General features: G+C 72.6%; 18 protein-coding genes. 12 read left to right on the top strand and 6 right to left on the bottom strand.

What is annotated here, in order from left to right; translation table 11 throughout:
- Nucleotides 1-12: 12 nt before the first annotated feature.
- Nucleotides 13-993, bottom strand: a complete 981-nt coding sequence (locus ACZ6JT_RS19035) for an alpha-ketoacid dehydrogenase subunit beta (RefSeq protein WP_365467791.1) — start codon at nucleotides 991-993, stop codon at nucleotides 13-15.
- Nucleotides 993-2,201: a pyruvate dehydrogenase (acetyl-transferring) E1 component subunit alpha gene (gene pdhA / locus ACZ6JT_RS19040; RefSeq protein ID WP_469211171.1), complete on the bottom strand. Its 1,209-nt coding sequence runs from the start codon at nucleotides 2,199-2,201 to the stop codon at nucleotides 993-995. The genes ACZ6JT_RS19035 and pdhA (ACZ6JT_RS19040) overlap by 1 nt, the downstream gene beginning before the upstream one ends.
- A 326-nt stretch (nucleotides 2,202-2,527) precedes the next feature.
- Between pdhA (ACZ6JT_RS19040) and ACZ6JT_RS19045 the strand changes: the two genes are divergently transcribed.
- The gene (locus ACZ6JT_RS19045) at nucleotides 2,528-3,187 is read left to right on the top strand and encodes a response regulator transcription factor (RefSeq protein ID WP_351586035.1); all 660 of its coding nucleotides are present in this window, start codon (nucleotides 2,528-2,530) and stop codon (nucleotides 3,185-3,187) included.
- A gap of 239 nt (nucleotides 3,188-3,426) precedes the next feature.
- Here the strand turns inward: ACZ6JT_RS19045 and ACZ6JT_RS19050 are convergent, their stop codons facing one another.
- Nucleotides 3,427-5,016 (bottom strand): protein kinase domain-containing protein, encoded by a 1,590-nt coding sequence (locus ACZ6JT_RS19050; RefSeq protein WP_469211173.1) that lies wholly within the window; start codon nucleotides 5,014-5,016, stop codon nucleotides 3,427-3,429.
- Nucleotides 5,017-5,246: 230 nt separating this feature from the next.
- Here ACZ6JT_RS19050 and ACZ6JT_RS19055 point away from each other — a divergent pair, with 230 nt between their 5' ends.
- From ACZ6JT_RS19055 to ACZ6JT_RS19100, 10 genes are all read left to right on the top strand, one after another.
- Nucleotides 5,247-6,908, top strand: a complete 1,662-nt coding sequence (locus tag ACZ6JT_RS19055; protein WP_469211175.1) for a protein kinase domain-containing protein — start codon at nucleotides 5,247-5,249, stop codon at nucleotides 6,906-6,908.
- Nucleotides 6,909-7,068: 160 nt separating this feature from the next.
- A complete protein-coding gene (locus tag ACZ6JT_RS19060) occupies nucleotides 7,069-7,593 on the top strand; it encodes a hypothetical protein (protein ID WP_469211177.1) in 525 nt (174 codons plus the stop codon).
- A 130-nt stretch (nucleotides 7,594-7,723) separates the two neighbouring features.
- Nucleotides 7,724-8,377: a PadR family transcriptional regulator gene (locus tag ACZ6JT_RS19065; RefSeq protein WP_469211179.1), complete on the top strand. Its 654-nt coding sequence runs from the start codon at nucleotides 7,724-7,726 to the stop codon at nucleotides 8,375-8,377.
- 25 nt (nucleotides 8,378-8,402) lie between these two features.
- The gene (locus ACZ6JT_RS19070; RefSeq protein WP_469211180.1) at nucleotides 8,403-9,143 is read left to right on the top strand and encodes an ABC transporter ATP-binding protein; all 741 of its coding nucleotides are present in this window, start codon (nucleotides 8,403-8,405) and stop codon (nucleotides 9,141-9,143) included.
- Nucleotides 9,144-9,244: 101 nt separating this feature from the next.
- Complete coding sequence (locus tag ACZ6JT_RS19075; RefSeq protein ID WP_469211570.1) at nucleotides 9,245-12,004, top strand: ABC transporter permease; 2,760 nt, start codon at nucleotides 9,245-9,247, stop codon at nucleotides 12,002-12,004.
- An 81-nt stretch (nucleotides 12,005-12,085) separates the two neighbouring features.
- Nucleotides 12,086-12,625: a bacterial proteasome activator family protein gene (locus ACZ6JT_RS19080; protein ID WP_030014634.1), complete on the top strand. Its 540-nt coding sequence runs from the start codon at nucleotides 12,086-12,088 to the stop codon at nucleotides 12,623-12,625.
- A 192-nt stretch (nucleotides 12,626-12,817) separates the two neighbouring features.
- Nucleotides 12,818-13,708, top strand: a complete 891-nt coding sequence (locus ACZ6JT_RS19085) for an NTP transferase domain-containing protein (RefSeq protein ID WP_469211182.1) — start codon at nucleotides 12,818-12,820, stop codon at nucleotides 13,706-13,708.
- Entirely contained in the window at nucleotides 13,705-15,000 is a 1,296-nt protein-coding gene (locus tag ACZ6JT_RS19090) for a molybdopterin molybdotransferase MoeA (RefSeq protein WP_469211184.1), read from the top strand. The genes ACZ6JT_RS19085 and ACZ6JT_RS19090 overlap by 4 nt, the downstream gene beginning before the upstream one ends.
- Entirely contained in the window at nucleotides 14,988-16,088 is a 1,101-nt protein-coding gene (locus ACZ6JT_RS19095) for a potassium channel family protein (RefSeq protein ID WP_469211186.1), read from the top strand. The genes ACZ6JT_RS19090 and ACZ6JT_RS19095 overlap by 13 nt, the downstream gene beginning before the upstream one ends.
- Nucleotides 16,089-16,114: 26 nt before the next feature.
- Nucleotides 16,115-17,092 (top strand): NAD(P)H-quinone oxidoreductase, encoded by a 978-nt coding sequence (locus tag ACZ6JT_RS19100; protein ID WP_469211188.1) that lies wholly within the window; start codon nucleotides 16,115-16,117, stop codon nucleotides 17,090-17,092.
- Nucleotides 17,093-17,268: 176 nt separating this feature from the next.
- Here ACZ6JT_RS19100 and ACZ6JT_RS19105 read toward each other — a convergent pair whose 3' ends face one another.
- Genes ACZ6JT_RS19105 through pdhA (ACZ6JT_RS19115) form a run of 3 tightly spaced genes read right to left on the bottom strand, consistent with a single transcriptional unit; the run spans nucleotide 17,269 to nucleotide 20,752 of the window.
- The gene (locus ACZ6JT_RS19105; protein WP_469211189.1) at nucleotides 17,269-18,597 is read right to left on the bottom strand and encodes a dihydrolipoamide acetyltransferase family protein; all 1,329 of its coding nucleotides are present in this window, start codon (nucleotides 18,595-18,597) and stop codon (nucleotides 17,269-17,271) included.
- Complete coding sequence (locus tag ACZ6JT_RS19110) at nucleotides 18,597-19,565, bottom strand: alpha-ketoacid dehydrogenase subunit beta (RefSeq protein WP_469211572.1); 969 nt, start codon at nucleotides 19,563-19,565, stop codon at nucleotides 18,597-18,599. Before ACZ6JT_RS19110 ends, ACZ6JT_RS19105 begins: the two co-directional genes overlap by 1 nt.
- A 50-nt stretch (nucleotides 19,566-19,615) precedes the next feature.
- Nucleotides 19,616-20,752, bottom strand: a complete 1,137-nt coding sequence (gene pdhA / locus ACZ6JT_RS19115; protein ID WP_030718772.1) for a pyruvate dehydrogenase (acetyl-transferring) E1 component subunit alpha — start codon at nucleotides 20,750-20,752, stop codon at nucleotides 19,616-19,618.
- A gap of 206 nt (nucleotides 20,753-20,958) precedes the next feature.
- Here pdhA (ACZ6JT_RS19115) and ACZ6JT_RS19120 point away from each other — a divergent pair, with 206 nt between their 5' ends.
- On the top strand, nucleotides 20,959-21,564 hold the full coding sequence (locus ACZ6JT_RS19120) for an Lrp/AsnC family transcriptional regulator (RefSeq protein ID WP_469211191.1): 606 nt from the start codon (nucleotides 20,959-20,961) through the stop codon (nucleotides 21,562-21,564).
- The last annotated feature ends 25 nt before the right edge of the window (nucleotides 21,565-21,589 follow it).

Raw genomic sequence — 21,589 nt, forward strand, 5'->3', positions numbered from 1 at the left:
GAACGTGGCTCCTCAGTACGCCAGCGAGCGGTCGACGGCGTCGAGCACCCGGTCCAGGCCCGGAAGGTACTCGTCCTCCAGGCGGGCCGGCGGGTACGGGGCGTGGAATCCGCCCACGCGCAGCACCGGCGCCTCCAGGTGGTAGAAGCACCGCTCCGTGATGCGAGCGGCGATCTCGGAGCCCATGCCCAGGAACACCGGGGCCTCGTGCACGACGACCAGCCGGCGGGTCTTCTCGACCGAGGTCTGCAGACCGTCGAAGTCCACCGGGGACATCGAGCGCAGGTCCACGACCTCCACCGACTTGCCCTCCTCGGCGGCCGCGGCCGCCGCCTCCAGGCAGACCTTCACCATCGGGCCGTAGGCGGCCAGGGTGATGTCCGAGCCCTCGCGGGCCACGCGCGCCTTGTGCAGCTCCCCGGGGATGGCGTCGACGTCGACCTCGCCCTTGTCCCAGTAGCGGCGCTTCGGCTCGAAGAAGATCACCGGGTCGTCGCTCAGGATCGCCTGCTGGAGCATCCAGTAGGCGTCGCTCGCGTTCGACGGGGAGACCACCTTGAGGCCCGGGACGTGCGCGAAGAGCGCCTCCGGGGACTCGCTGTGGTGCTCGACCGCGCCGATGCCGCCCGCGTACGGAATGCGGATGACGACCGGCATCTTGATCTTGCCGAGGGCCCGCGCGTGCATCTTCGCGAGCTGCGTGACGATCTGGTCGTAGGCGGGGAAGACGAAACCGTCGAACTGGATCTCCACGACCGGCCGGTAGCCGCGCAGGGCCAGGCCGATGGCGGTGCCGACGATGCCCGACTCGGCGAGCGGGGTGTCGATGACCCGCTCCTCGCCGAAGTCCTTCTGCAGGCCGTCGGTGATCCGGAAGACACCGCCCAGCTTGCCGACGTCCTCACCCATGATCAGAACCTTCGGGTCCTGCTCCAGGGCCTTGCGCAGCGACTCGTTGAGCGCCTTCGCGATCGACATCTTCTCGACAGCCATCAGTGACCCTCCTCGGCCGACTCGAAGGACGCGAGGTAGGCGGCGAACTGCGCGCGCTCCTCGTCGACGAGCGCGTGCCCGTCCGCGTAGACGTTCTCGAAGATCGCCATGGTGTCCGGGTCGGGCATGGAGCGCACGGCCTCGCGTACGCGCTTGCCCATGGCCTCGCTCTCGGCCTCCAGCTCGGTGAAGAACGCCTCGTCGGCGCCGCCCGTGGCCAGCAGGTGCGCCTTCAGGCGCAGGATCGGGTCCTTGGACTCCCAGGCCGCCGTCTCCTCGTCCCGCCGGTACTTCGTCGGGTCGTCGGAGGTGGTGTGCGCGCCCATCCGGTACGTGAACGCCTCGACCAGGGTCGGGCCCTCGCCGCGCCGGGCCCGGTCCAGGGCCCAGCGGGTCACGGCCAGGCAGGCCAGTACGTCGTTGCCGTCGACGCGGATGCCCGGGAAGCCGAAGCCCTGCGCGCGCTGGTAGAGCGGCACGCGCATCTGGCGCTCGGTCGGCTCGGAGATCGCCCACTGGTTGTTCTGGCAGAAGAACACCACGGGGGAGTTGTAGACGGCGGAGAAGTTGAAGGCCTCCATCACGTCGCCCTGGCTGGACGCGCCGTCGCCGAAGTAGGCGATGACGGCCGCGTCCGCGCCGTCCTTGGCCACGCCCATCGCGTAACCGGTCGCGTGGAGCGTCTGCGAGCCGATGACGATCGTGTAGAGGTGGAAGTTGTTGGTGTTCGGGTCCCAGCCGCCGTGGTTCACGCCGCGGAACATGCCGAGCAGGTTGGTCGGGTCGACCCCGCGGCACCAGGCCACGCCGTGCTCGCGGTACGTCGGGAAGACGTAGTCCTCGTCGTTCAGCGCTCGGCCGGAGCCGATCTGCGCGGCCTCCTGGCCGAGGAGCGAGGCCCACAGGCCCAGCTCGCCCTGACGCTGCAGGGCGGTCGCCTCACCGTCGAACCGACGGGTCATGACCATGTCGCGGTACAGCCCGCGCAGGTCCTCGGTGGTGATGTCGGCGACGAAGGGGGCGAACTCGGCGTTCTCCGCGTTGTCGACGCGGTCCCCTTCGGGCGTCAGCAGCTGTACGAGCTGAGGTACGACATCCTGCGTCTGCGCGGTGGCAGCGGCGGGCTTGGCGGCGCTTGCCGCGCCTGCCGCCCGCTTGGTGCCGCTGCTGCGTCGCGGCTTGCGCGCGGCAGTGCTCTCCACGGTCACGTGTGCTCCTCCGTCGGTCCGGCACCCGGGTTCTCCGGGGTCCAGTGCGGCTCACCTGCATCCGTGACGAGCGCACGGGGTGTGTGCGCGTCGCGTTCGGGATTCAGGCGTGACAGGTGCCCCGGCGAGTGCCCTGCGCAATGCACGTTACCCAGTGCGCCGCATAACTGCGAAACCCCGTTTGACCTGCGTTTTTGCTTGGATTTCCAAGTAAATCCGCGGCAACGGGAACAACCACTGGTCACAGCCTTGCAGGGGCCGGGAACAACGGCACGTTATCCCGGGTAACTCCGGCAGGGAAGGGGTGAGTGTGTGAAACTGACGTCGTGCGCGAAGACGGAAAAATCAAGGTATTCCTCCTGGACGACCACGAAGTGGTACGTCGGGGCGTCCACGAGCTCTTGTCGGTCGAACAGGACATCGAGATCGTCGGCGAGGCGGGCACGGCAGCGGACGCCCTGGTCCGCATTCCCGCCACGCGCCCGGACGTGGCCGTCCTCGACGTCCGGCTGCCCGACGGCAGCGGTGTGGAGGTGTGCCGCGAGGTGCGCTCCCAGAACGAGGACGTCAAGTGCCTGATGCTGACCTCCTTCGCCGACGACGAGGCCCTCTTCGACGCGATCATGGCCGGCGCCTCCGGCTACGTACTGAAGGCGATCCGCGGAAACGAGCTGCTCAGCGCGGTGCGCGACGTGGCCGCAGGCAAGTCCCTGCTGGACCCGGTCGCCACCGCCCGCGTGCTGGAGCGGCTGCGCGACGGCAAGAACGGCAAGCGCGACGACCGGCTCTCCCACCTCACCGAGCAGGAGCGGAAGATCCTCGACCTGATCGGCGAGGGCCTGACCAACCGCGTCATCGGCGAGCGGCTGCACCTGGCCGAGAAGACGATCAAGAACTACGTCTCCAGCCTGCTCTCGAAGCTCGGCATGGAGCGCCGCTCCCAGGCCGCCGCCTACGTGGCCCGCCTGCAGGCCGAGAAGCGCTAGCCCGACTCTTTCGGAACCCGGCTGACCCGCGCCCGCGCAGTTCACCGGAACGGCGCAGCCCCTCGAGCCGGCCACCGTAGAACTGGAACTATTCGGTCCGGGTCCGCATTTCGTTGACGGAGCGGTCTTCGACCCCGTCTACACGCGGATCGAACCCCAGTTCACCACCGTGCACGCGCTCACCGGGAATCCCGAACGCAGTACCGGCACGCGCTCTGATCCGCTGAATTCCCCGTCCCTCACTCCTCGAACAGGCCGGCGGGGCCACCCGTCTCGGTGGGCTTCGACGTCGGTGGCGTCGTGGGCTTGGTCGACTGGCTCGTCGAGGGCTTCGTCGTCGCCGTGTTGGACGGCGAGGTCGAACCGGTCGGCGAGTGCGAGGCGGTCGGCGAGTTCGACGGACTGAAGCTCTGCGTCCGACTGCGGCTCGGCAACGGCTGGTTGTCGTTGTTCGACGGCGCGCTGTCCGTGGGCTGGTGCGAAGGCTGGGCGTCCGGGGACTTGGACGCGCTCGGCGGGGCGCTGGAGCTCGGCTTGGTGCCCGGCGTCTGCTTCTCGTCGCCCTTGCTGCCCACGCTGTTGACGGCGAAGGCCACGCCGCCCGCGATGGCGACGATCGCGAGCACCGCGAACAGCCACATCTTCCAGCGGCTGCCGTTGCCGCCGCGGTCGTCATAGCCGTCGTAGCCGCCGCCGTTGCCACCGGAACCGCGGCCGCCGGGGAACGCCGAGCCGTCGTCGGGGTTGAGCGGCGGCACCATCGGCTGCTGGAACTGCGAGGTCGAGGAGTGCGCGGGGTACTGCCGCTGCCCGCCCGTCCCGGCCGCGGGCATGACCGTGGTGGCGCTCCCGCCGCCCCGGCCGTGCGGCAGGGCCATGGTGACCGGACCGGTGTTCCAGGTGCCGGTGTTGGCCCCCTGGTCGTGCAGCATCTGCAGGGCGTACTGGACCAGCCCGCGCATCTCCTCGGCGCTCTGGAACCGGTCGTCCGGGTCCTTGGCGAGGGAGCGCATGACGAGCCCGTCGAGCTCCTGCGGAATGTGGTGGCCCTCCGGCAGCTGCGAGGGCGGCACGGGCGCGTCCTGGACGTGCTGGTAGACCACCGACAGCGGGGTCTCGCCGGTGAAGGGGGGTCGCAGCGCGAGCAGTTCGTAGAGCAGACAGCCGGTCGCGTACAGGTCGGAGCGGTGGTCCACGGCCTTGCCGAGGGCCTGCTCGGGCGACAGGTACTGCGGGGTGCCCATGACCATGCCGGTCTGGGTCATCGTCGACTGGACGCCGTGCAGGGCGCGGGCGATGCCGAAGTCCATCACCTTCACCGCGCCTGTGTCGGTGATGATGACGTTCGCCGGCTTGATGTCGCGGTGCACGATGCCGTGCTGGTGCGAGTACGCGAGGGCCTCGAGCACGCCCGAGGTGATGATGAGCGCCTGCTCGGGACCCGGGGCCTCGGCGCTGACCAGCAGGTCGCGGATGGTGCGGCCCTCGACCAGTTCCATCACGATGTAGGGGACGGTGTTCGGGCCGACCCGGTCCTCGCCCGAGTCGTACACGGCGACGACGGCGTGGTGGTTCAGCCCGGCGACGGACTGCGCCTCGCGGGTGAAGCGGGCCTTGGACACCGGGTCCTCGGCCAGGTCGGCGCGCAGCAGCTTCACGGCGACGGTGCGGCCCAGCCGTACGTCCTCGGCCGCGAAGACCTCGGCCATGCCGCCCCGGCCCAGCCGGTGCGTCAGCCGGTAACGGCCGTCTCCCACCAGGCCGCCTGCGCCCCAGTGCTCAGGACCATCGGTCATCCCGGCGCCGTTTCCCTCGGGTTCGGGTGCCATCAGTCCTCGCCGTCGTCTCTCTCGGCCGCCGCTGAGCGGTAGTCCTCTTCTTTGGTGTTCCGACGAACGCTACAGCCTCGGAACCGGTCACCGTTCGGACAAGACCACCCTGTGCCCATGTGGTCACGGAACGGGCACCTGGCTTGACGTGTGCTTGCCCTCGGGCAGACTGGGCGCCATATGCGCCCGGCCAGAGGCGTGGGGACACATCCCGAGGGGAAGCAACAGTCATGAGCCAGGACGGCACTCAGGGCCAGTACGCGGGCGGCTCTCTGGCCGGTGGCCGTTACCAGCTAAGGGACTTGCTGGGCGCGGGCGGCATGGCCTCCGTGTACCTGGCGTACGACTCGGCGCTCGACCGGCAGGTCGCCATCAAGACCCTGCACAGCGACCTCGGCCGCGAGCAGTCGTTCCGCGAGCGGTTCCGCCGCGAAGCCCAGGCTGTAGCGAAACTGTCGCACACGAACATCGTCTCGGTATTCGACACCGGTGAAGGCGAAGTGACGTTCGGCGGCTCCGGCGCGGGCGACGGCGCCGTGATGCCCTACATCGTCATGGAATACGTGGAGGGCCAGCCCCTCGGCTCGGTGCTGGAGGCGGACATCCGCCAGTACGGCGCCATGCCGGCGGACAAGGCCCTGAAGGTGACGGCCGACGTGCTGGCCGCCCTCGAGACCAGCCACGAGATGGGGCTCGTCCACCGCGACATCAAGCCCGGCAACGTCATGGTGAACAAGCGCGGCGTGGTCAAGGTGATGGACTTCGGCATCGCCCGCGCCATGCAGTCGGGGGTCACCTCGATGACGCAGACCGGCATGGTCGTCGGCACCCCCCAGTACCTCTCGCCCGAGCAGGCGCTGGGGCGCGGCGTCGACGCCCGCTCCGACCTGTACTCGGTCGGCATCATGCTGTTCCAGCTGCTGACCGGGCGGATCCCCTTCGACGCGGACTCGCCGCTGGCCATCGCGTACGCCCACGTGCAGGAGGAGCCGGTCGCCCCGTCCTCCGTCAACCGCTCGCTCACCCCGGCGATGGACGCGCTGGTGGCGCGCGCCCTCAAGAAGAACCCGAACGAGCGCTTCCCCACGGCCGCGGCCATGGGCGACGAGGTGGCGCGGGTGCTGGCCTCCGGACAGACCGGGGCGCCGGTCATCGTCCAGGGCCATGGGCCGCTGAGCAGCGGTGCGGGCGTGGCCTCGGCCGTGTTCCCGCCGGTGGACTCCGGGTTCCAGGCGCCGCCGCAGTCGTTGCAGCAGCCGTACCAGGCCCACAACCCGACGCCCGCCCCGTACGCGCCGACGCCGGCCCCGCAGGGGCACGCGCAGGGTGGCTACGCCTACCCGCACACGCCCCCGCCGCAGCAGTACGCGCCGCAGTCGGTGCAGCAGCCGTACACGATCTCGCCGGCGAGCACGCAGAGCGTGTCCCGGGCGGGCGGCGACGGCAAGCGCAACATGCCGGTGATCGTGGGTGCGGTCGCGGTGGCGCTGCTGGCCGTCGGCGGTCTGATCGCGGCGATCGTGAACGGCGACGACGACAAGAAGGGCGGCACCACGGCGGACCCGGGGGCCTCCACGGCCGCGTCCGCCTCGGCCAAGGCCGGGTACAAGGGACCCGACATCACGCGCACGATCGACCCGAAGAAGTGCACGGAGCCGGTGAAGCACTACAGCGAGGCCGGCAAGTACTCGGCGCCGGACCTCAAGTACAAGAACCTGCTCTCCGTGAAGGAGTGCATCCAGGCCTCGGGCGGCAAGTACAAGATCGAATACAAGGACGAGGCCGTCTACGGCAAGGACACGGTGCTGATCCAGTCGCCGGCCGCCGGCGACAAGATCGACAAGGAAGGCACGGAGTACACGCTGACCGTGTCGACCGGCAATCCGGAGTAGTCCGGAGCAGCCCGCACCCGAGGCACCTCACGACACACCGGCATCCCGGGCACCCCAATGGGGCGCCCGGGATGCCGGTTTTGCTCCATTATGTAAATCTGGGCGCACATCTCTGACGCTGAGCGAGCGTCTCGGCCGCTCGGGACGGGAGGGGCTCCCCGTGATCCAAGGCTTCCGTCCGCCGCGCTGGCTGGCCTGTACCGCACTGGTCGCCGCCGCCCTCGCGCCCGCCGCCTCCGCGTACGCAGGCCCCTTCGCCCTGACCCCCGGCGCCACCTCGCGCACCTCACCCGCCGCGCGCACCCCATCCGCCTCCCCGGCCTCGGCCACCCCGTCGGACGAGGCCCCCCGCGAGCTCGCCGGCAGCTTCGCCGGGGTCGGGCGGGAGCGGCCCGGCCGGCCGGTGGGCGAGCCCGCCAACCCGGAGCTGGTCGTGGCCGCGCGGCCGCTGCCCGTCCGACCGCACGCTCGGCCCACACCCCCGGCCCCGCCGCCGCCCCCACCGCCCCCACCCGCCGTGGCGCCGAGCCCGCGCGGCCCGCACGGGGAGGTCCGCGCCCTCGGCACGGAACCGAACGACCGGGCCGCCGACCTGGCCGCGCACATACTCCCGCTCGGCACCGGATTCGCCCTGATGGGCCTGGGGCTGGGCTACCTCGGCGTGCGCCTGCGGCGGGGCGTCTAGGGCGCCCGCGGCCGGCGGCGCGAGGGGGCCCGCCGCCCGGTCCGCCATCCGGTCCGCTGTCGGGTCCGCCTTGCGGCGTACGCCCGAGGATGGTTGCCGAGCGTGAACATACTCGGTATACATACTCGGTATGTCGATCCGCCACGGGCTCCTCGCCCTCCTGGAACGGGGTCCTCGGTACGGCTCTCAGCTGCGCACCGAGTTCGAATCCCGCACCGGCTCCACCTGGCCGCTCAACGTCGGGCAGGTGTACACGACCCTCGCCCGCCTCGAACGCGACGGTCTCGTCGCCCCCGACGGCGAGGACGCCGCCGGGCACACCCTGTACGCCATCACCGACTCCGGGCGCACCGAGCTGCGCCAGTGGTACGAGCGGCCCGTCGACCGGGCCAACCCGCCCCGCGACGAGCTCTCCATCAAGCTCGCGATGGCCGTGGGCGCGCCCGGCGTGGACATCCGCGCCGTCATCCAGTCCCAGCGCCACGCCACGATCAAGGCGATGCAGGACTACACCCGGCTCAAGGCCACGGCGCTCGCCGCGGTCGAGAGCGGGCAGTCCCGCGAACGCGACGACGTGGCCTGGCTGCTCGTACTGGAGCAGCTGATCTTCCAGACCGAGGCCGAGGCCCGCTGGCTCGACCACTGCGAGGCCCGGCTCGTACGGCTCTCCCTGCCGGCCGACCGGAGAGCCGGCGAAGCCGAACCACCCCAGGCCACCGCCGCCGAGAGCCCGGCCCCGACCACCACCGATCGGCCCCGTACCGCCCGTATGCGGCGAGGCTGAACCACCGTCCCAGGGGGGACCCCTCATGCCTGACCAGCACCAGCAACCCGTACTGCAGTTGGACCGACTCGTACGCACCCACGGCAGCGGCGCCACCGAGGTGCACGCCCTGCGCGGCATCGACCTCTCGGTCTTCCCCGGCGAACTCGTCGCCGTCATGGGCCCCTCCGGCTCCGGCAAGTCCACGCTGCTGACCCTCGCGGGCGGCCTCGACACGCCGAGCAGCGGCCGGGTCGTGGTGGAGGGCACCGACATCACCGCGGCGAGCCGCAAGCAGCTGGCCGCCCTGCGCCGCCGCAGCATCGGGTACGTCTTCCAGGACTACAACCTGATACCGGCCCTCACCGCCGCCGAGAACGTGGCCCTGCCCCGCGAACTCGACGGGACCTCCGCCCGCAAGGCGCGGGTGTCCGCGCTCGCCGCGCTGGAGGAGATGGGCCTCGGCGCGCTCGCCGACCGCTTCCCCGACGAGATGTCCGGCGGCCAGCAGCAGCGCGTCGCCATCGCCCGCGCCCTCGTGGGCGACCGCCGCCTCGTCCTCGCCGACGAGCCCACCGGCGCCCTCGACTCCGAGACCGGCGAGTCCGTCCTGTCCCTGCTGCGCTCCCGCTGCGACGCGGGCGCGGCCGGGGTCCTCGTCACGCACGAGCCGCGGTTCGCCGCCTGGGCCGACCGCGTGGTCTTCCTGCGCGACGGCAGCGTCGTCGACGAGACCCTGCGCAGCCGGCCCGACTCCCTCCTCTCCGGGCAGGCGGCCGGCCAGTGACCTCCTCGCTCCAAGGCTGGTACCACTCCTGGGTCGCTGCCCTGCGCATCGCCCGCCGCGACGCCTGGCGGGCCAAGGGCCGCAGCTGCCTGGTCCTCGCGATGATCGCCCTGCCGATCATCGGCGTGAGCGCCGCCGACCTCACTCTGCGCAGCGCCGAGCTGTCCCCTGAGCAGACCCTCTCGCGCAAGATCGGGGCCGCCGACGCGCGCGTGAGCCACTCGCACCTGGGCGTGGCCGTCTACCAGCTGCCGGACGGCACCAGCTCCGTACCCGCCGGCGGTTTCGAGAAGTTCGACGGCGGGTCGCTGCCGCCGGAGAGCCCGCAGGAGCTGGACCCGTCAGCGCTCCCGGCCGGTGCCCAGGTCGTCAAGGACTCCGTGGGCTTCGGCAAGGTCCGCACCAAGCACGGTCTGCTCGACACCGATCTGCACGAACTCGACACGCAGAGCCCGCTGGTGGACGGCATGTTCACGCTCGACCGCGGCCGGCTGCCCGAGCGCGCCGGCGAGGTCGCCGCCACCACCGCCTTCCTGAAGAACTCCGGCTTCTTCGTCGGCTCCACGATCACCCCGCGCGGCGCGACCAGCTCGTACAAGATCGTCGGGGCGTACGAACGTCCCAGCGAGCTCGGCAAGCCCGAGATCCTGGCCCCGCCGGGAACCCTGATCGCCCCGCTCGACCGGGCGCTGGAGGCCTCCGGAGGCTTCGGGCTCCGCCCCAACGTCACCTTCCTGGTCAAGGTCGGCGGCGAAGGTTTCACGTGGAACATGGTCAAGGCGGCCAACACCAAGTCCCTGGTGGTCGTCTCCCGCGCCGTCATCCTGAACCCGCCCGCCGATGCCGACGTGCCGCTCTACCAGCAGGAACCCAAGGAGCAGTACCAGCTGGACGCGGGCCGCGCCTCCGACATGGCCGTCGTGGCCACCGTCGTGGGCCTCGCCATGCTGGAGATCTGCCTGCTCGCCGGACCGGCCTTCGCGGTCGGCGCCCGGCGCTCGCGCCGCCAGCTCGGCCTGGTCGGCGCCAACGGCGGCGACCGGCGCCACATCCGCTCCATCGTGCTCTCCGGCGGCCTGGTCATCGGAGCCGTGTCCGCGGTCATCGGCACCGTCGTCGGCGTCGTGCTCACCATCGCGCTGCGCCCCGTGCTGGAGGACCAGCTCGGCGTCCGCTTCGGCGGTCTCGACTTCCGCCCGCTGGAACTGGCGGGCATCGCCCTGCTCGCCGTGGTGACCGGTCTGCTGTCCGCGATCGTCCCCGCCGTCACCGCGTCCCGGCAGACCGTGCTGGCCTCGCTGACCGGCCGCCGCGGGGTGCGCCGCGCCAACCGCGTGCTGCCGGTCCTCGGCCTGCTCGCCGTCGCCGCGGGCGCCATGATCGCCCTGTACGGCACCGCGTCGAGGATGGGCGCCACCGTCGTCGCGGCCGGCAGCGCCCTCGCCGAGCTCGGCATCGTCGCCCTCACCCCGGTCCTGGTCGGCCTGTTCGGCCGGCTCGGGCGCTGGCTGCCGCTGTCGCCGCGGCTCGCGCTGCGCGACGCCGTGCGCAACCGGGGACGTACGGCGCCCGCCGTGGCCGCAGTCCTGGCCGCCGTCGCCGGCACCGTCGCGGTGGCCACGTACGAACACAGCCGGGACCTGCAGATGCGGCACGAGTACGTCGCCGACCTGCCGGACGGCGCCGGGGTGCTGGAGGCCAGGGAGCACAGCGCGTACAAGGAGGTGCCGGCCCTGCGCGTGGCCCTCTCCAAGGAGCTTCCGGTGGCGGTCCGGGCGGACTTCGACCGGCTGGTCGTCGGCATGCCGAGCTGCGAGTCGTTCTCCCGGGAACCCGGCTGCGGCCGCGTCGAGATCATCACGCCCAAGGAGCAGCGCTGCCCGCTGTACGACACCCCTGGTGGCGAAAGCGCCTTCAAAGACGAGCAGGCCCGGACACTGCGCCAGGACTGGCGCTGCGCGGAGATCAAGCACAGCAACCAGAACGCGGTGGTCGTCGCCGACGAGAAGCTGCTGAGCGTGCTGGCGGTCACCGACCCCGGCTCCGTGGCCGCCCTCAAGGAGGGCCGCGCCGTCTCCTTCGACAAGCGCCAGGTCAAGGACGGCAGGATCACCCTGCGGGTGGTCACCGCCATGGAGAGCGCCGGCACCACCCCCGCGTTCGGCGAGGATCCGCCCGGCGAGGACAAGGTCCTGCCCGTCCATCTGGCGCCCGAGACCGCCGAGGGCTGGGGCACCCGACTGGTCGTGCCGCCGGCTGCGGCCAAGGCCGCCGGACTGGCCACCGCGCCGTCCGGTTCGTACTTCACCCTCGACGGGACGGCGAGCAGCGAGCAGCGGCAGAAGATCGCCGGTGAGATCGACCGCATGGGCGTCGAGGCCGACCTGCGCATCGAGGCGGGCTACCAGGGCAACGACAGCCTGGGACTGCTCGCCCTGACCGTCTTCGCCGGCCTGGTCACCATCGGCGCGGCCGGCATCGCCACCGGGCTCGCCCAGGCCGACGCCGAGGCCGATCTGAAGACCCTGGCGGCCGTGGGCGCGGCGCCGCGCGTGCGGCGGACGCTCAGCGGCTTCCAGTGCGGGGTGGTCGCCCTGATGGGCGTCGTCCTCGGCTCGGCGGCCGGGATCCTGCCCGCGGTCGGACTGCGCATGGTGCAGCGACGCGAACTGGACGCGCTCCACCGGTACCAGCTCGGCAAGGGCTACGTGTCGGCGCAGGAGGCCCTGCCCTACGTGCCGATCTCCGTGCCGTGGGAGACCCTCGCCCAGCTGATCGTCGTGGTCCCGCTCGGCGCGGCCCTGCTGGCGGCACTGGTCACCCGCTCCAGCGGCGCCCTGGCCCGCCGGACCGCGCAGTAATCCCGGGCCCCCGTACAGGGTGGATCACGACTGTACGGGGGCACACCGTGTGAGAACGAAGGTGTGCGAGAGAATGACGGCATGGAGATGCCGAGGAGTGAACGGTCGCAGGACAGTCCCCCGCACGTTCTGATCGTGGGACAGGACGGGACGGCGGTCGGCGACGCCGATGACGAGTCGCGCGAGGTCCCGGTGACGGAGATGGTCGAACAGCCCGCCAAGGTCATGCGCATCGGCAGCATGATCAAGCAACTCCTGGAAGAGGTACGTGCCGCGCCTCTCGACGAGGCGAGCCGGGTCCGGCTCAAGGACATCCATGCCGCCTCGGTGAAGGAGCTGGAGGACGGTCTGGCCCCGGAGCTCGTGGAGGAACTGGAGCGCCTGTCCCTCCCGTTCACCGAGGAGGCCATTCCCTCCGAGGCCGAACTGCGCATCGCGCAGGCCCAGTTGGTGGGCTGGCTGGAAGGTCTCTTCCACGGCATCCAGACGGCCCTGTTCGCGCAGCAGATGGCGGCGCGGGCCCAGCTGGAGCAGATGCGGCGCGCCCTCCCGCCGGGCGGCCCCCACGACGACGACGAGGACGGCGGCCACGGCGCGATCCGCTCGGGCCCGTACCTCTAGCCTCCGGCGGTCCGCAGACAAAGGCGGGTCCGGTCCACGCCCCCCGGCGCGGGCCGGACCCGCCTCCGCTTTCGCTTTCGCTTTCGTCGGCCGCCCTGTTCGGCCCCGCCGGCACGAACACGGCCCCGCCCGGATAAGCCCGGGGGAAGTGCGGCTCTCCGCAGGGGACATGCTCCGCGCATACTCATGGGCATGAGCTACGACGCGATCGTGCTGGCCGGCGGCGCCGCGCGGCGCCTCGGCGGGGCGGACAAGCCCGCGCTGAGCGTGGGCGGCCGCGCCCTCCTCGACCGCGTCCTCGACGCCTGCCCCGACGCCCGGACCACGGTCGTGGTCGGCGGCCGCCGCCCCACCGCGCGCCCGGTCCGCTGGACCCGGGAGGATCCGCCCGGGGGCGGGCCCGTGGCCGCGCTGGACGCCGGGCTGCGCGGGACCACCGCCGAACTGGTCCTCGTACTCTCCGCGGACCTGCCGTTCCTGGACCGGGCGACCGTACGGGCCCTGCTCGACGCGCCCGGCCCGGACGGGGCGATGCTGCGCGATCCCGACGGCCGGGACCAGCCGCTGGTCGCCGCCTACCGCGCCGAGCCCCTGCGCCGCGAGATCGCCCTGCTGGCCACGGAACACGGCACCCTCACCGGACTCCCGCTCCGCGCGCTCACCGCCGAACTGCACCTCGCCCGCGTCACGGCGCAGCCACTCGCCTCGTTCGACTGCGACACCTGGGACGATCTCGCCGCCGCCCGAGCCCGCATCAGGGAGCATGGGAGCGTGCTGGACCAATGGATGACCGCCGCCAAGAACGAGCTGGGCATCGACCTCGAGGTCGACGTCAAGACCCTGCTCGACCTCGCCCGGGACGCCGCCCACGGCGTCGCCCGCCCCGCCGCCCCGCTGACCACCTTCCTGGTCGGTTACGCGGCCGCCCAAGCCGCCGCCACCGGCGCCGACCCCGCCCAGGCCGTCGCCGAGGCCTCCCGCAAGGCCGCCGACCTGGCGCTGCGCTGGGCCGCCGAGGCCGAGGCCGACGCGGGAACCGACGCGGGGGGCGACGCCACCGCCGAACAGAACGGCTCCGGATGACCCCCGCGAACTCCGCCGAACGGGCCCTCGACGAGGCCCTGGCCCTGGTCAGCCGCGCCCCCGAAGGCGGCGGGGCGGGCGACCACCGGGCCGCCCCCTGGCCGCGCGCCCGCGAGGCCGCCGTCCGTGCCGGGGCCGGAGTGCGGGCCCATACGCACCGGGTTCCCCTCGCCGACGCCCTCGGCGAGGTCCTGGCCGCGCCCCTGGACGCGCTGACCGACCTGCCGTCCTTCGACACCTCCGCCATGGACGGCTGGGCCGTCGCCGGTCCCGGTCCCTGGAGCGTCCGGTCCGGCGCCGGCGTCCTGGCCGGTTCCGAGCGGCCCGCGCCCCTCGCGGACGGCGAGGCCGTACGGATCGCCACGGGCGCGCGGATCCCCGCCGACACCACCGCCGTCATCCGTACCGAGCACTGCCGTGAGGCGGGCACCCAGCTCTTCGCCGACCGGCCCGTCCTCACCGGCCAGGACATCCGCCCGCGCGGCCAGGAGTGCCGCTCCGGGGACCTGCTGCTGCCCGCCGGCTCCCTGGTCACCCCGGCCGTCCTCGGGCTCGCCGCGGCGGCCGGGTACGACGAGCTGGCCACCCGGCCCCGGCCCCGCGTGGAGATCCTGGTCCTCGGCGACGAACTGCTCACCGAGGGCCGCCCGCACGACGGACTGATCCGCGACGCCCTCAGCCCCATGCTCGGCCCCTGGCTCGCCCGGCTGGGCGCCGAGGTCATCGGCACGCGAAGGCTCGGCGACGATCCGGAAGGGGCCGCGGCCCTGCTGGAGGCCGTCACCGGGTCCACCGCCGATGTGCTGCTGACCACCGGCGGCACCGCCTCCGGGCCCGTCGACCACGTCCACCCCGTCCTGCGCGAGGCGGGCGCCGAGCTGCTGGTCGACGGGGTGGCGGTACGCCCGGGGCACCCGATGCTGCTGGCCCGCATCGGCGACCGGGCGGACGGGCGGCACCTGGTCGGGCTGCCCGGCAACCCCCTGGCCGCCGTCTCCGGGCTGCTGACCCTCGCCGAGCCCCTGCTGCGCGCCCTCGCGGGCCGCCGCAAGCGCCCCCGCTACACGGCGCCGGTCCAGGGCGACGTACCCGGCCACCCGTACGACACGCGGCTGGTCCCGGTGCTGCTGAGCGACGAGCACGCGGTGCCGCTGCGCTACCACGGACCGGCCATGCTGCGCGGTGTGGCGGCCGCCGACGCGCTGGCCGTCGTACCGCCCAAGGGCGCGCGCTCCGGGCAGGACCTGGAAATCCTCGATCTGCCGTGGACTTCCGGGGGATGTTTCACGTGAAACTTCACGGTCAGGACGCCATGGCCCGCGAAGCCGACGAAAGGCTCGTCTCGCGGCGCATCAAACTGCCCAAGCGGATCGTCGAACAGCCGCTCCGGCAGGTCACCAAACGCCTGCTGATGGCCCTCTTCGTGCTCTTCCTGACGGTCTTCATCGTGTGGCTGGACCGCGACGGCTACCACGACAACGCCAACGAGCAGGTCGACTTCCTCGACTGCTTCTACTACGCGACCGTGACGCTGTCGACGACCGGCTACGGCGACATCGTCCCGTACAGCGACAGCGCGCGGCTGGTCAACATCCTGCTGATCACACCGCTGCGGGTGCTGTTCCTGATCATCCTGGTCGGCACCACCCTGGAAGTCCTGACGGAACGGACGCGGGAAGAGTGGCGGCTGAAGCGCTGGAGGAAGAACTTGCGTGAGCACACGGTCGTCGTCGGCTTCGGCACCAAGGGCCGCTCGGCCCTCCAGACGCTGCTGGCCACGGGCCTCAGCAAGGAGCAGGTCGTCATCGTCGACCCGAGCGCCAAGGTGATCGACATGGCCAACGCGGAAGGGCTCACCGGTGTGGTCGGCGACGCCACCCGCTCCGAGGTGCTGCTGCGCGCCGAGTTGCCGAAGGCCCGTCAGATCGTCATCGCCACCCAGCGGGACGACACGGCGGTCCTGGTCACGCTGACGGCCCGGCAGCTCAACCGCGGGGCGAAGATCGTCGCGGCGGTGCGCGAGGAGGAGAACGCCCCGCTGCTGCGCCAGTCCGGCGCCGACGCCGTCATCACGAGCGCGAGCGCGGCCGGCCGGCTGTTGGGCCTCTCGGTGCTCAGCCCGAGCGCGGGCACCGTGATGGAGGACCTGATCCACCAGGGCAGCGGCCTCGACCTGATCGAACGGCCCGTCCGCAAGTCGGAGGTGGGCAAGTCGGTGCGGGACACCGACGACCTGGTGGTGAACGTGCTGCGCGGACACCGGCTGCTCGCCTACGACGATCCGCACGCGAGCCCGATCCAGCTGACGGACCGTCTCATCACCATCGTCCGTGCGGCCCCGTCCGGCACGCCTCCGTTGACCCTGGGCTCTGCCGAGTAGGGGCGAGTTCGCGTAGCCTCCGGGCCATGCATGCGATCACCATCGAGCAGCCCGGCGGCCCCGAGGCCCTCGTCTGGACCGACGTCCCCGATCCGGTGGCGGGCGACGGCGAGGTCCTCGTCGAGGTCGCGGCGAGCGCCGTGAACCGCGCCGATGTCCTCCAGCGCCAGGGGTTCTACGACCCACCGCCCGGCACCTCGCCCTATCCGGGGCTGGAGTGCTCCGGTCGGATCGCCTCGATCGGGCCGGGGGTGTCCGGCTGGTCGGTGGGTGACGAGGTGTGCGCCCTGCTGGCGGGCGGCGGGTACGCGCAGCGGGTGGCCGTTCCGGCGGGTCAGCTGCTGCCGGTCCCGGCGGGCGTGGACCTGGTGACGGCCGCCGCACTGCCCGAGGTCGTCACGACCGTGTGGTCCAACGTGTTCATGGTGGCCGGGCTGCGGCCCGGCGAGACCCTGCTCGTGCACGGCGGGTCCAGCGGGATCGGGACGATGGCGATCCAGCTGGCCAAGGCGGTGGGCGCCACGGTCGCCGTGACGGCGGGCGGGCCGGAGAAGCTGGCGCGCTGCAAGGAGCTGGGCGCGGATGTCCTGATCGACTACCGCGAACAGGACTTCGTGGCGGAGCTGAAGGCGGCGACGGGCGGCGCCGGCGCGGACGTGATCCTCGACATCATGGGCGCGAGGTACCTCTCCCGGAACGTGGACGCCCTGGCCGTGAACGGCCGCCTCGCGGTGATCGGGCTGCAGGGCGGCGTGAAGGCCGAGCTGAACCTCGGCGCGCTGCTCGCCAAGCGCGCGGCGATCACCGCCACCACCCTGCGGGCCCGCCCGCTGGAGGAGAAGGCGGCCATCGTCGCGGCCGTACGGGAGCACGTGTGGCCGCTGGTGGCCGCGGGCCGGATCCGCCCGGTGGTCCACGCGTCGTTCCCCATCGCGGACGCCGCCGAGGCCCACCGGGTCATGGAGTCGAGCAGCCACGTGGGCAAACTGCTGCTCACGGTCTGAGCGCGGCGGGCACCAGCCCCTCCGGCGCGTCTCCGCGGAGCGCCCGTCCGGGCGATCCGCACCCACGCGGCCTGAACCCCGCCGCCCCTCCCGACTCCGTGGCACGGCCCCGGTTCCGGGAAGGGGCGGGGTGGGGGAGGCTGCGCGCAGCGGCGACCGCGTCCCACCCCGCGGAGCTACAGGCTGCGCAGCAGGACCGCCGGGGATTCCACGCAGTCGGCGACGTAGCGGAGGAAGCCGCCCGCCGTGCCGCCGTCGCAGACCCGGTGGTCGAAGGTCAACGACAGCTGGACGACCTTGCGGACCGCCAACTGCCCCTCGTGGACCCATGGCTTGTCGATGATCCGGCCCACGCCCAGCATCGCCGCCTCCGGGTGGTTGATGATCGGCGTGGAGCCGTCGACCCCGAACACCCCGTAGTTGTTCAGGGTGAAGGTCCCGCCCGTCAGGTCGGCCGGCGCCAGCTTCCCGGTCCGCGCCAGCTCCGTCAGGCGGGCGAACTCCGCCGAGAGGGACTCCGGGTTGCGGTCCTGCGCGTCCCGGACCACCGGGACCATCAGGCCCCGCTCGGTCTGCGCGGCGAAGCTCAGGTGCACGGCCGGGAGCCGGACGATCTCCTTCGCCTCCAGGTCCACCGTGGAGTTGAGCTCCGGGTAGCGGGCCAGCGCCGCCGTGCAGATCCGGGCCAGCAGCGCCAGCACCGAGATCTTGGGGCCGCCCACCGCGTTCATCGCGGCGCGGGCCGCCATCAGCTCGGTGGCGTCCGCGTCGACCCAGCAGGTGGCGTCCGGGATCTCCCGACGGCTGCGCGACAGCTTCTCGGCGACCGCGCCCCGCACGCCCTTGAGCGGGATCCGCTCGCCCTGCGCGGCCGGAGCCGGTGCGGCCTGCGCCGGTGCGGCCACCGGCTGCGCGGCACGAAGCGCCGCCTCGACGTCCGCCCGCAGGATCAGCCCCTCCGGGCCCGACCCGTGCAGGGCCCGCAGGTCGACGCCGTTGTCCTTGGCCAGCTTCCGCACCAGCGGCGAGATGACCGGCACCGGCCCGGCGGGAGCCGCCGGAGCAGCCGGAACCACCGGCGCCGCGACCGCGGGAGCCGGGGCGACCACGGGCGCCGACACCGCGGCGGTGACGGGTCGCACCCGTCGCCGACGCGCCGGGCGCGAGTGGTCGGAGCCGTAACCGATCAGGGGCCGGGGCGCGTTGCCGGAGCCGTCGGCCTCGGCGGCCGGGGCCGCCGGGGCCTCGGGGAGCGACGCCGCACCCACCGCCACGGTGATCAGCGGAGCCCCGACCGGCAGCTCCTGCCCCTCCTCGCCGAAGCGGGCGGTGACCACTCCGCCGTACGGGCAGGGCACCTCCACCATCGCCTTGGCCGTCTCGACCTCCACGACGGGCTGGTCGATGGCGACGACATCGCCCACCGCCACCAGCCAGCGCACGATCTCCGCCTCGGTGAGGCCCTCACCGAGGTCCGGCAGCTTGAATTCCATGACCTGCGGCATCAGTTCTCCCACTGCAGGCGTGCCACGGTGTCCAGGATCCGGTCCACGCCCGGCAGGTGGTGCTTCTCCAGCATCGGCGGCGGGTACGGGATGTCGAAGCCCGTGACCCGCAGCACCGGCGCCTCCAGGTGGTGGAAGCAGCGCTCCGTGACGCGAGCGGCGATCTCCGCGCCGGGTCCGCCGAAGCCGTTCGCCTCGTGGACGACCACCGCGCGCCCGGTGCGGCGTACGGACTGTACGACCGTCTCCTCGTCGAAGGGGACGAGCGAGCGCAGGTCCACGACCTCCAGGTCCCAGCCCTCCGCGCGCGCCGCCTCGGCCGCCTCCAGGCAGACCGGCAGCGAAGGCCCGTAGGTGATCAGCGTCGCGCTCGTGCCCGCCCGCCGGACCAGGGCCTTGCCGATGCCGGGCACGGCCGCCGGCGCCTCGGGCGACCAGTCGGTCTTCGACCAGTAGAGCCGCTTCGGCTCCAGGAAGACCACCGGGTCGTCGCTGGCGATCGACGCGCGCAGCAGTCCGTACGCGTCCTCGACGGTCGCCGGGGTCACCACGTGCAGGCCGGGCGTCGCGACGTAGTACGCCTCGGAGGAGTCGCAGTGGTGCTCCACGCCGCCGATCCCGCCGCCGTACGGCACACGGATGGTGATCGGGAGCGGCATCGCGCCGCGCGTGCGGTTGCGCATCTTCGCGACGTGCGAGATGAGCTGCTCGAACGCCGGGTAGGCGAAGGCGTCGAACTGCATCTCGACCACCGGCCGCAGCCCGTACATGGCCATGCCGACCGCCGCGCCCAGGATCCCGGCCTCCGCGAGCGGGGTGTCCGTGCACCGGTCCTCGCCGAACTCCTTCGCGAGCCCGTCCGTGATCCGGAAGACCCCGCCGAGCGTGCCCACGTCCTCGCCCATGACGTGGACCGTCGGGTCCTCGGCCATGGCGTCGCGCATGGCCCGGGTCAGGGCCTGCGCCATCGTCGAGGGCTTGGCCCCCGGCTTCGCGGACTTCGCCGCCGCCACCGTTGTCACGCCTGGTCCTCGGCTTCCAGCTCTGCGCGCAGCATGGCCGCCTGCTCGCGCAGCCGGTCCGTCTGCTCCGCGTACACGTGCGCGAACAGGTCCATCGGGTCCACCACCGGGTCCGCGTTCATCCCCTCGCGGAGCGCCGCGGCCATCACCTCGGCCTCGTCGCGCGCCGCCTGGATGCCCGCCTCGTCGATGATCCCGCGCGCGGTCAGTTCGCGCTCCAGGAGATCGATCGGGTCGTGCGCCTTCCAGGCCTCGACCTCGGCGTCACCGCGGTAGCGGGTCGCGTCGTCGGCGTTCGTGTGGGCCTCCATCCGGTACGTGACCGCCTCGATCAGCGTCGGACCGCCGCCGGCCCGGGCCCGCCGGACCGCCTCGGACAGCACCTCGTGCACCGCCGCGATGTCGTTGCCGTCGACCAGCCGGCCGGGCATCCCGTACCCCACGGCCTTGTGGGCCAGCGTCGGGGCGGCGGTCTGCTTGGCGAGCGGGACGGAGATCGCGAAGCCGTTGTTCTGCACCAGGAAGACCACCGGGGCCTGCCAGACGGCGGCGAAGTTCAGCGCCTCGTGGAAGTCGCCCTCGCTGGTGCCGCCGTCGCCGACCATGGCGAGGGCGACGACGTCGTCGCCGCGCAGCCGGGCCGCGTGCGCCAGACCCACCGCGTGCGGCAGCTGGGTGGCGAGCGGGGTGGAGAGCGGGGCTATGCGGTGCTCACGCGGGTCGTAGCCGGTGTGCCAGTCGCCGCGCAGCAGGGTCAGCGCCTGTACGGGGTCCAGTCCGCGCGCCACGGCCGCCAGGGTGTCGCGGTAGCTCGGGAAGAGCCAGTCCTGGTCCTCGAGGACCATCGCGGCCGCGATCTCGCAGGCCTCCTGGCCGACGGTGGAGGGGTAGACGGCGAGCCGGCCCTGCTTGGTCAGTGCCGTGGCCTGGGCGTTGTAGCGGCGGCCGCGCACCAGCTCGGCGTAGCAGCGCCGCATCAGCGCGGGGTCCAGCCGGTCGGCCGCCTCGGTGCCCAGGACCCGGTGGGGCTCGGGGTCCGGGAGCAGCGGAGCGGCGTCCGTACGGGGCCTCCAGGCGGGCGGCGGGGTGGGACGGTGGGACGCACCGGCACCGGGCAGCTCTTGGACCGTCATGGCGGCGTACACCTCCTCGTGGGAAGCGGGCTGGGGGCACCCCCAGCCGTAGCTGGGGGAGGCGACGGCTCGGGTGTGAGGCGCCTCACCTACCGATTGTTCGGTTGTCCGCGCAATTTGGCTACAGGCGACTCCAGGCTGTGGACAAACTGGCGCCGGGGCCCTGGGATGGATGCAGGACGTCCAGGAGAGGGAGGCATCGGGCAATGCCGGATGAACAAATGGTCGGAGCCGGTTCCGCACCGGTTCCACCGGGGGGCGCCCCGGGCACACCCGGTGCCCCGGCGGTCCCGCCGGTCACACCCCGCCCCCTGGACCCGATCGACCGGTCGATCATGCGGCTGCTCCAGGCGGACGGCCGTGCGTCGATACGGTCGGTGGCGGAGCAGGTGCACGTCTCGCGCGCGAACGCCTACGCCCGCATCAACCGGCTCATCGACGACGGGGTGATCCGCGGTTTCACGGCCCGCGTCAACCACGAACGCGCGGGCCAGGGCGCATCGGCGTACATCACCCTGAAGATCGTCCAGAACTCCTGGCGGACGGTGCGCGAGCAGCTGCGCGAGCTTCCGGGGGCCGCCCACATCGCGCTGGTCAGCGGGGACTTCGACGTCCTGTTGCTGGTGCACACGCCCGACAACCGGACGCTGCGCGAGCTGGTCCTGACCCGTCTCCAGGCCATCCCGGAGGTCCTTTCCACGCGCACCCTGCTGGTCTTCGAGGAAACGGATCTCCTGGACACGGGACCGGGCGGACCGGGCGGCCAGGGCGGGCCGGGTGCGGGCGGCCCCCCGGCGCTCACCGAGGAGTAGTCCGTACGCGCGACAGCGCCCCGGG

The organism is Streptomyces sp. NPDC046308, assembly GCF_055588065.1.

Excerpts from the sequence above, each read along its gene's own strand:
- ACZ6JT_RS19035 (WP_365467791.1), bottom strand. The coding sequence starts at position 993 with ATGGCTGTCGAGAAGATGTCGATCGCGAAGGCGCTCAACGAGTCGCTG.
- ACZ6JT_RS19050 (WP_469211173.1), bottom strand. The coding sequence starts at position 5,016 with ATGGCACCCGAACCCGAGGGAAACGGCGCCGGGATGACCGATGGTCCT.
- ACZ6JT_RS19055 (WP_469211175.1), top strand. The coding sequence starts at position 5,247 with ATGAGCCAGGACGGCACTCAGGGCCAGTACGCGGGCGGCTCTCTGGCC.
- ACZ6JT_RS19065 (WP_469211179.1), top strand. The coding sequence starts at position 7,724 with ATGTCGATCCGCCACGGGCTCCTCGCCCTCCTGGAACGGGGTCCTCGG.
- ACZ6JT_RS19070 (WP_469211180.1), top strand. The coding sequence starts at position 8,403 with ATGCCTGACCAGCACCAGCAACCCGTACTGCAGTTGGACCGACTCGTA.
- ACZ6JT_RS19075 (WP_469211570.1), top strand. The coding sequence starts at position 9,245 with ATGATCGCCCTGCCGATCATCGGCGTGAGCGCCGCCGACCTCACTCTG.
- ACZ6JT_RS19080 (WP_030014634.1), top strand. The coding sequence starts at position 12,086 with ATGGAGATGCCGAGGAGTGAACGGTCGCAGGACAGTCCCCCGCACGTT.
- ACZ6JT_RS19085 (WP_469211182.1), top strand. The coding sequence starts at position 12,818 with ATGAGCTACGACGCGATCGTGCTGGCCGGCGGCGCCGCGCGGCGCCTC.
- ACZ6JT_RS19090 (WP_469211184.1), top strand. The coding sequence starts at position 13,705 with ATGACCCCCGCGAACTCCGCCGAACGGGCCCTCGACGAGGCCCTGGCC.
- ACZ6JT_RS19095 (WP_469211186.1), top strand. The coding sequence starts at position 14,988 with ATGTTTCACGTGAAACTTCACGGTCAGGACGCCATGGCCCGCGAAGCC.
- ACZ6JT_RS19100 (WP_469211188.1), top strand. The coding sequence starts at position 16,115 with ATGCATGCGATCACCATCGAGCAGCCCGGCGGCCCCGAGGCCCTCGTC.
- ACZ6JT_RS19105 (WP_469211189.1), bottom strand. The coding sequence starts at position 18,597 with ATGCCGCAGGTCATGGAATTCAAGCTGCCGGACCTCGGTGAGGGCCTC.
- ACZ6JT_RS19110 (WP_469211572.1), bottom strand. The coding sequence starts at position 19,565 with ATGGCGCAGGCCCTGACCCGGGCCATGCGCGACGCCATGGCCGAGGAC.
- pdhA (WP_030718772.1), bottom strand. The coding sequence starts at position 20,752 with ATGACGGTCCAAGAGCTGCCCGGTGCCGGTGCGTCCCACCGTCCCACC.
- ACZ6JT_RS19120 (WP_469211191.1), top strand. The coding sequence starts at position 20,959 with ATGCCGGATGAACAAATGGTCGGAGCCGGTTCCGCACCGGTTCCACCG.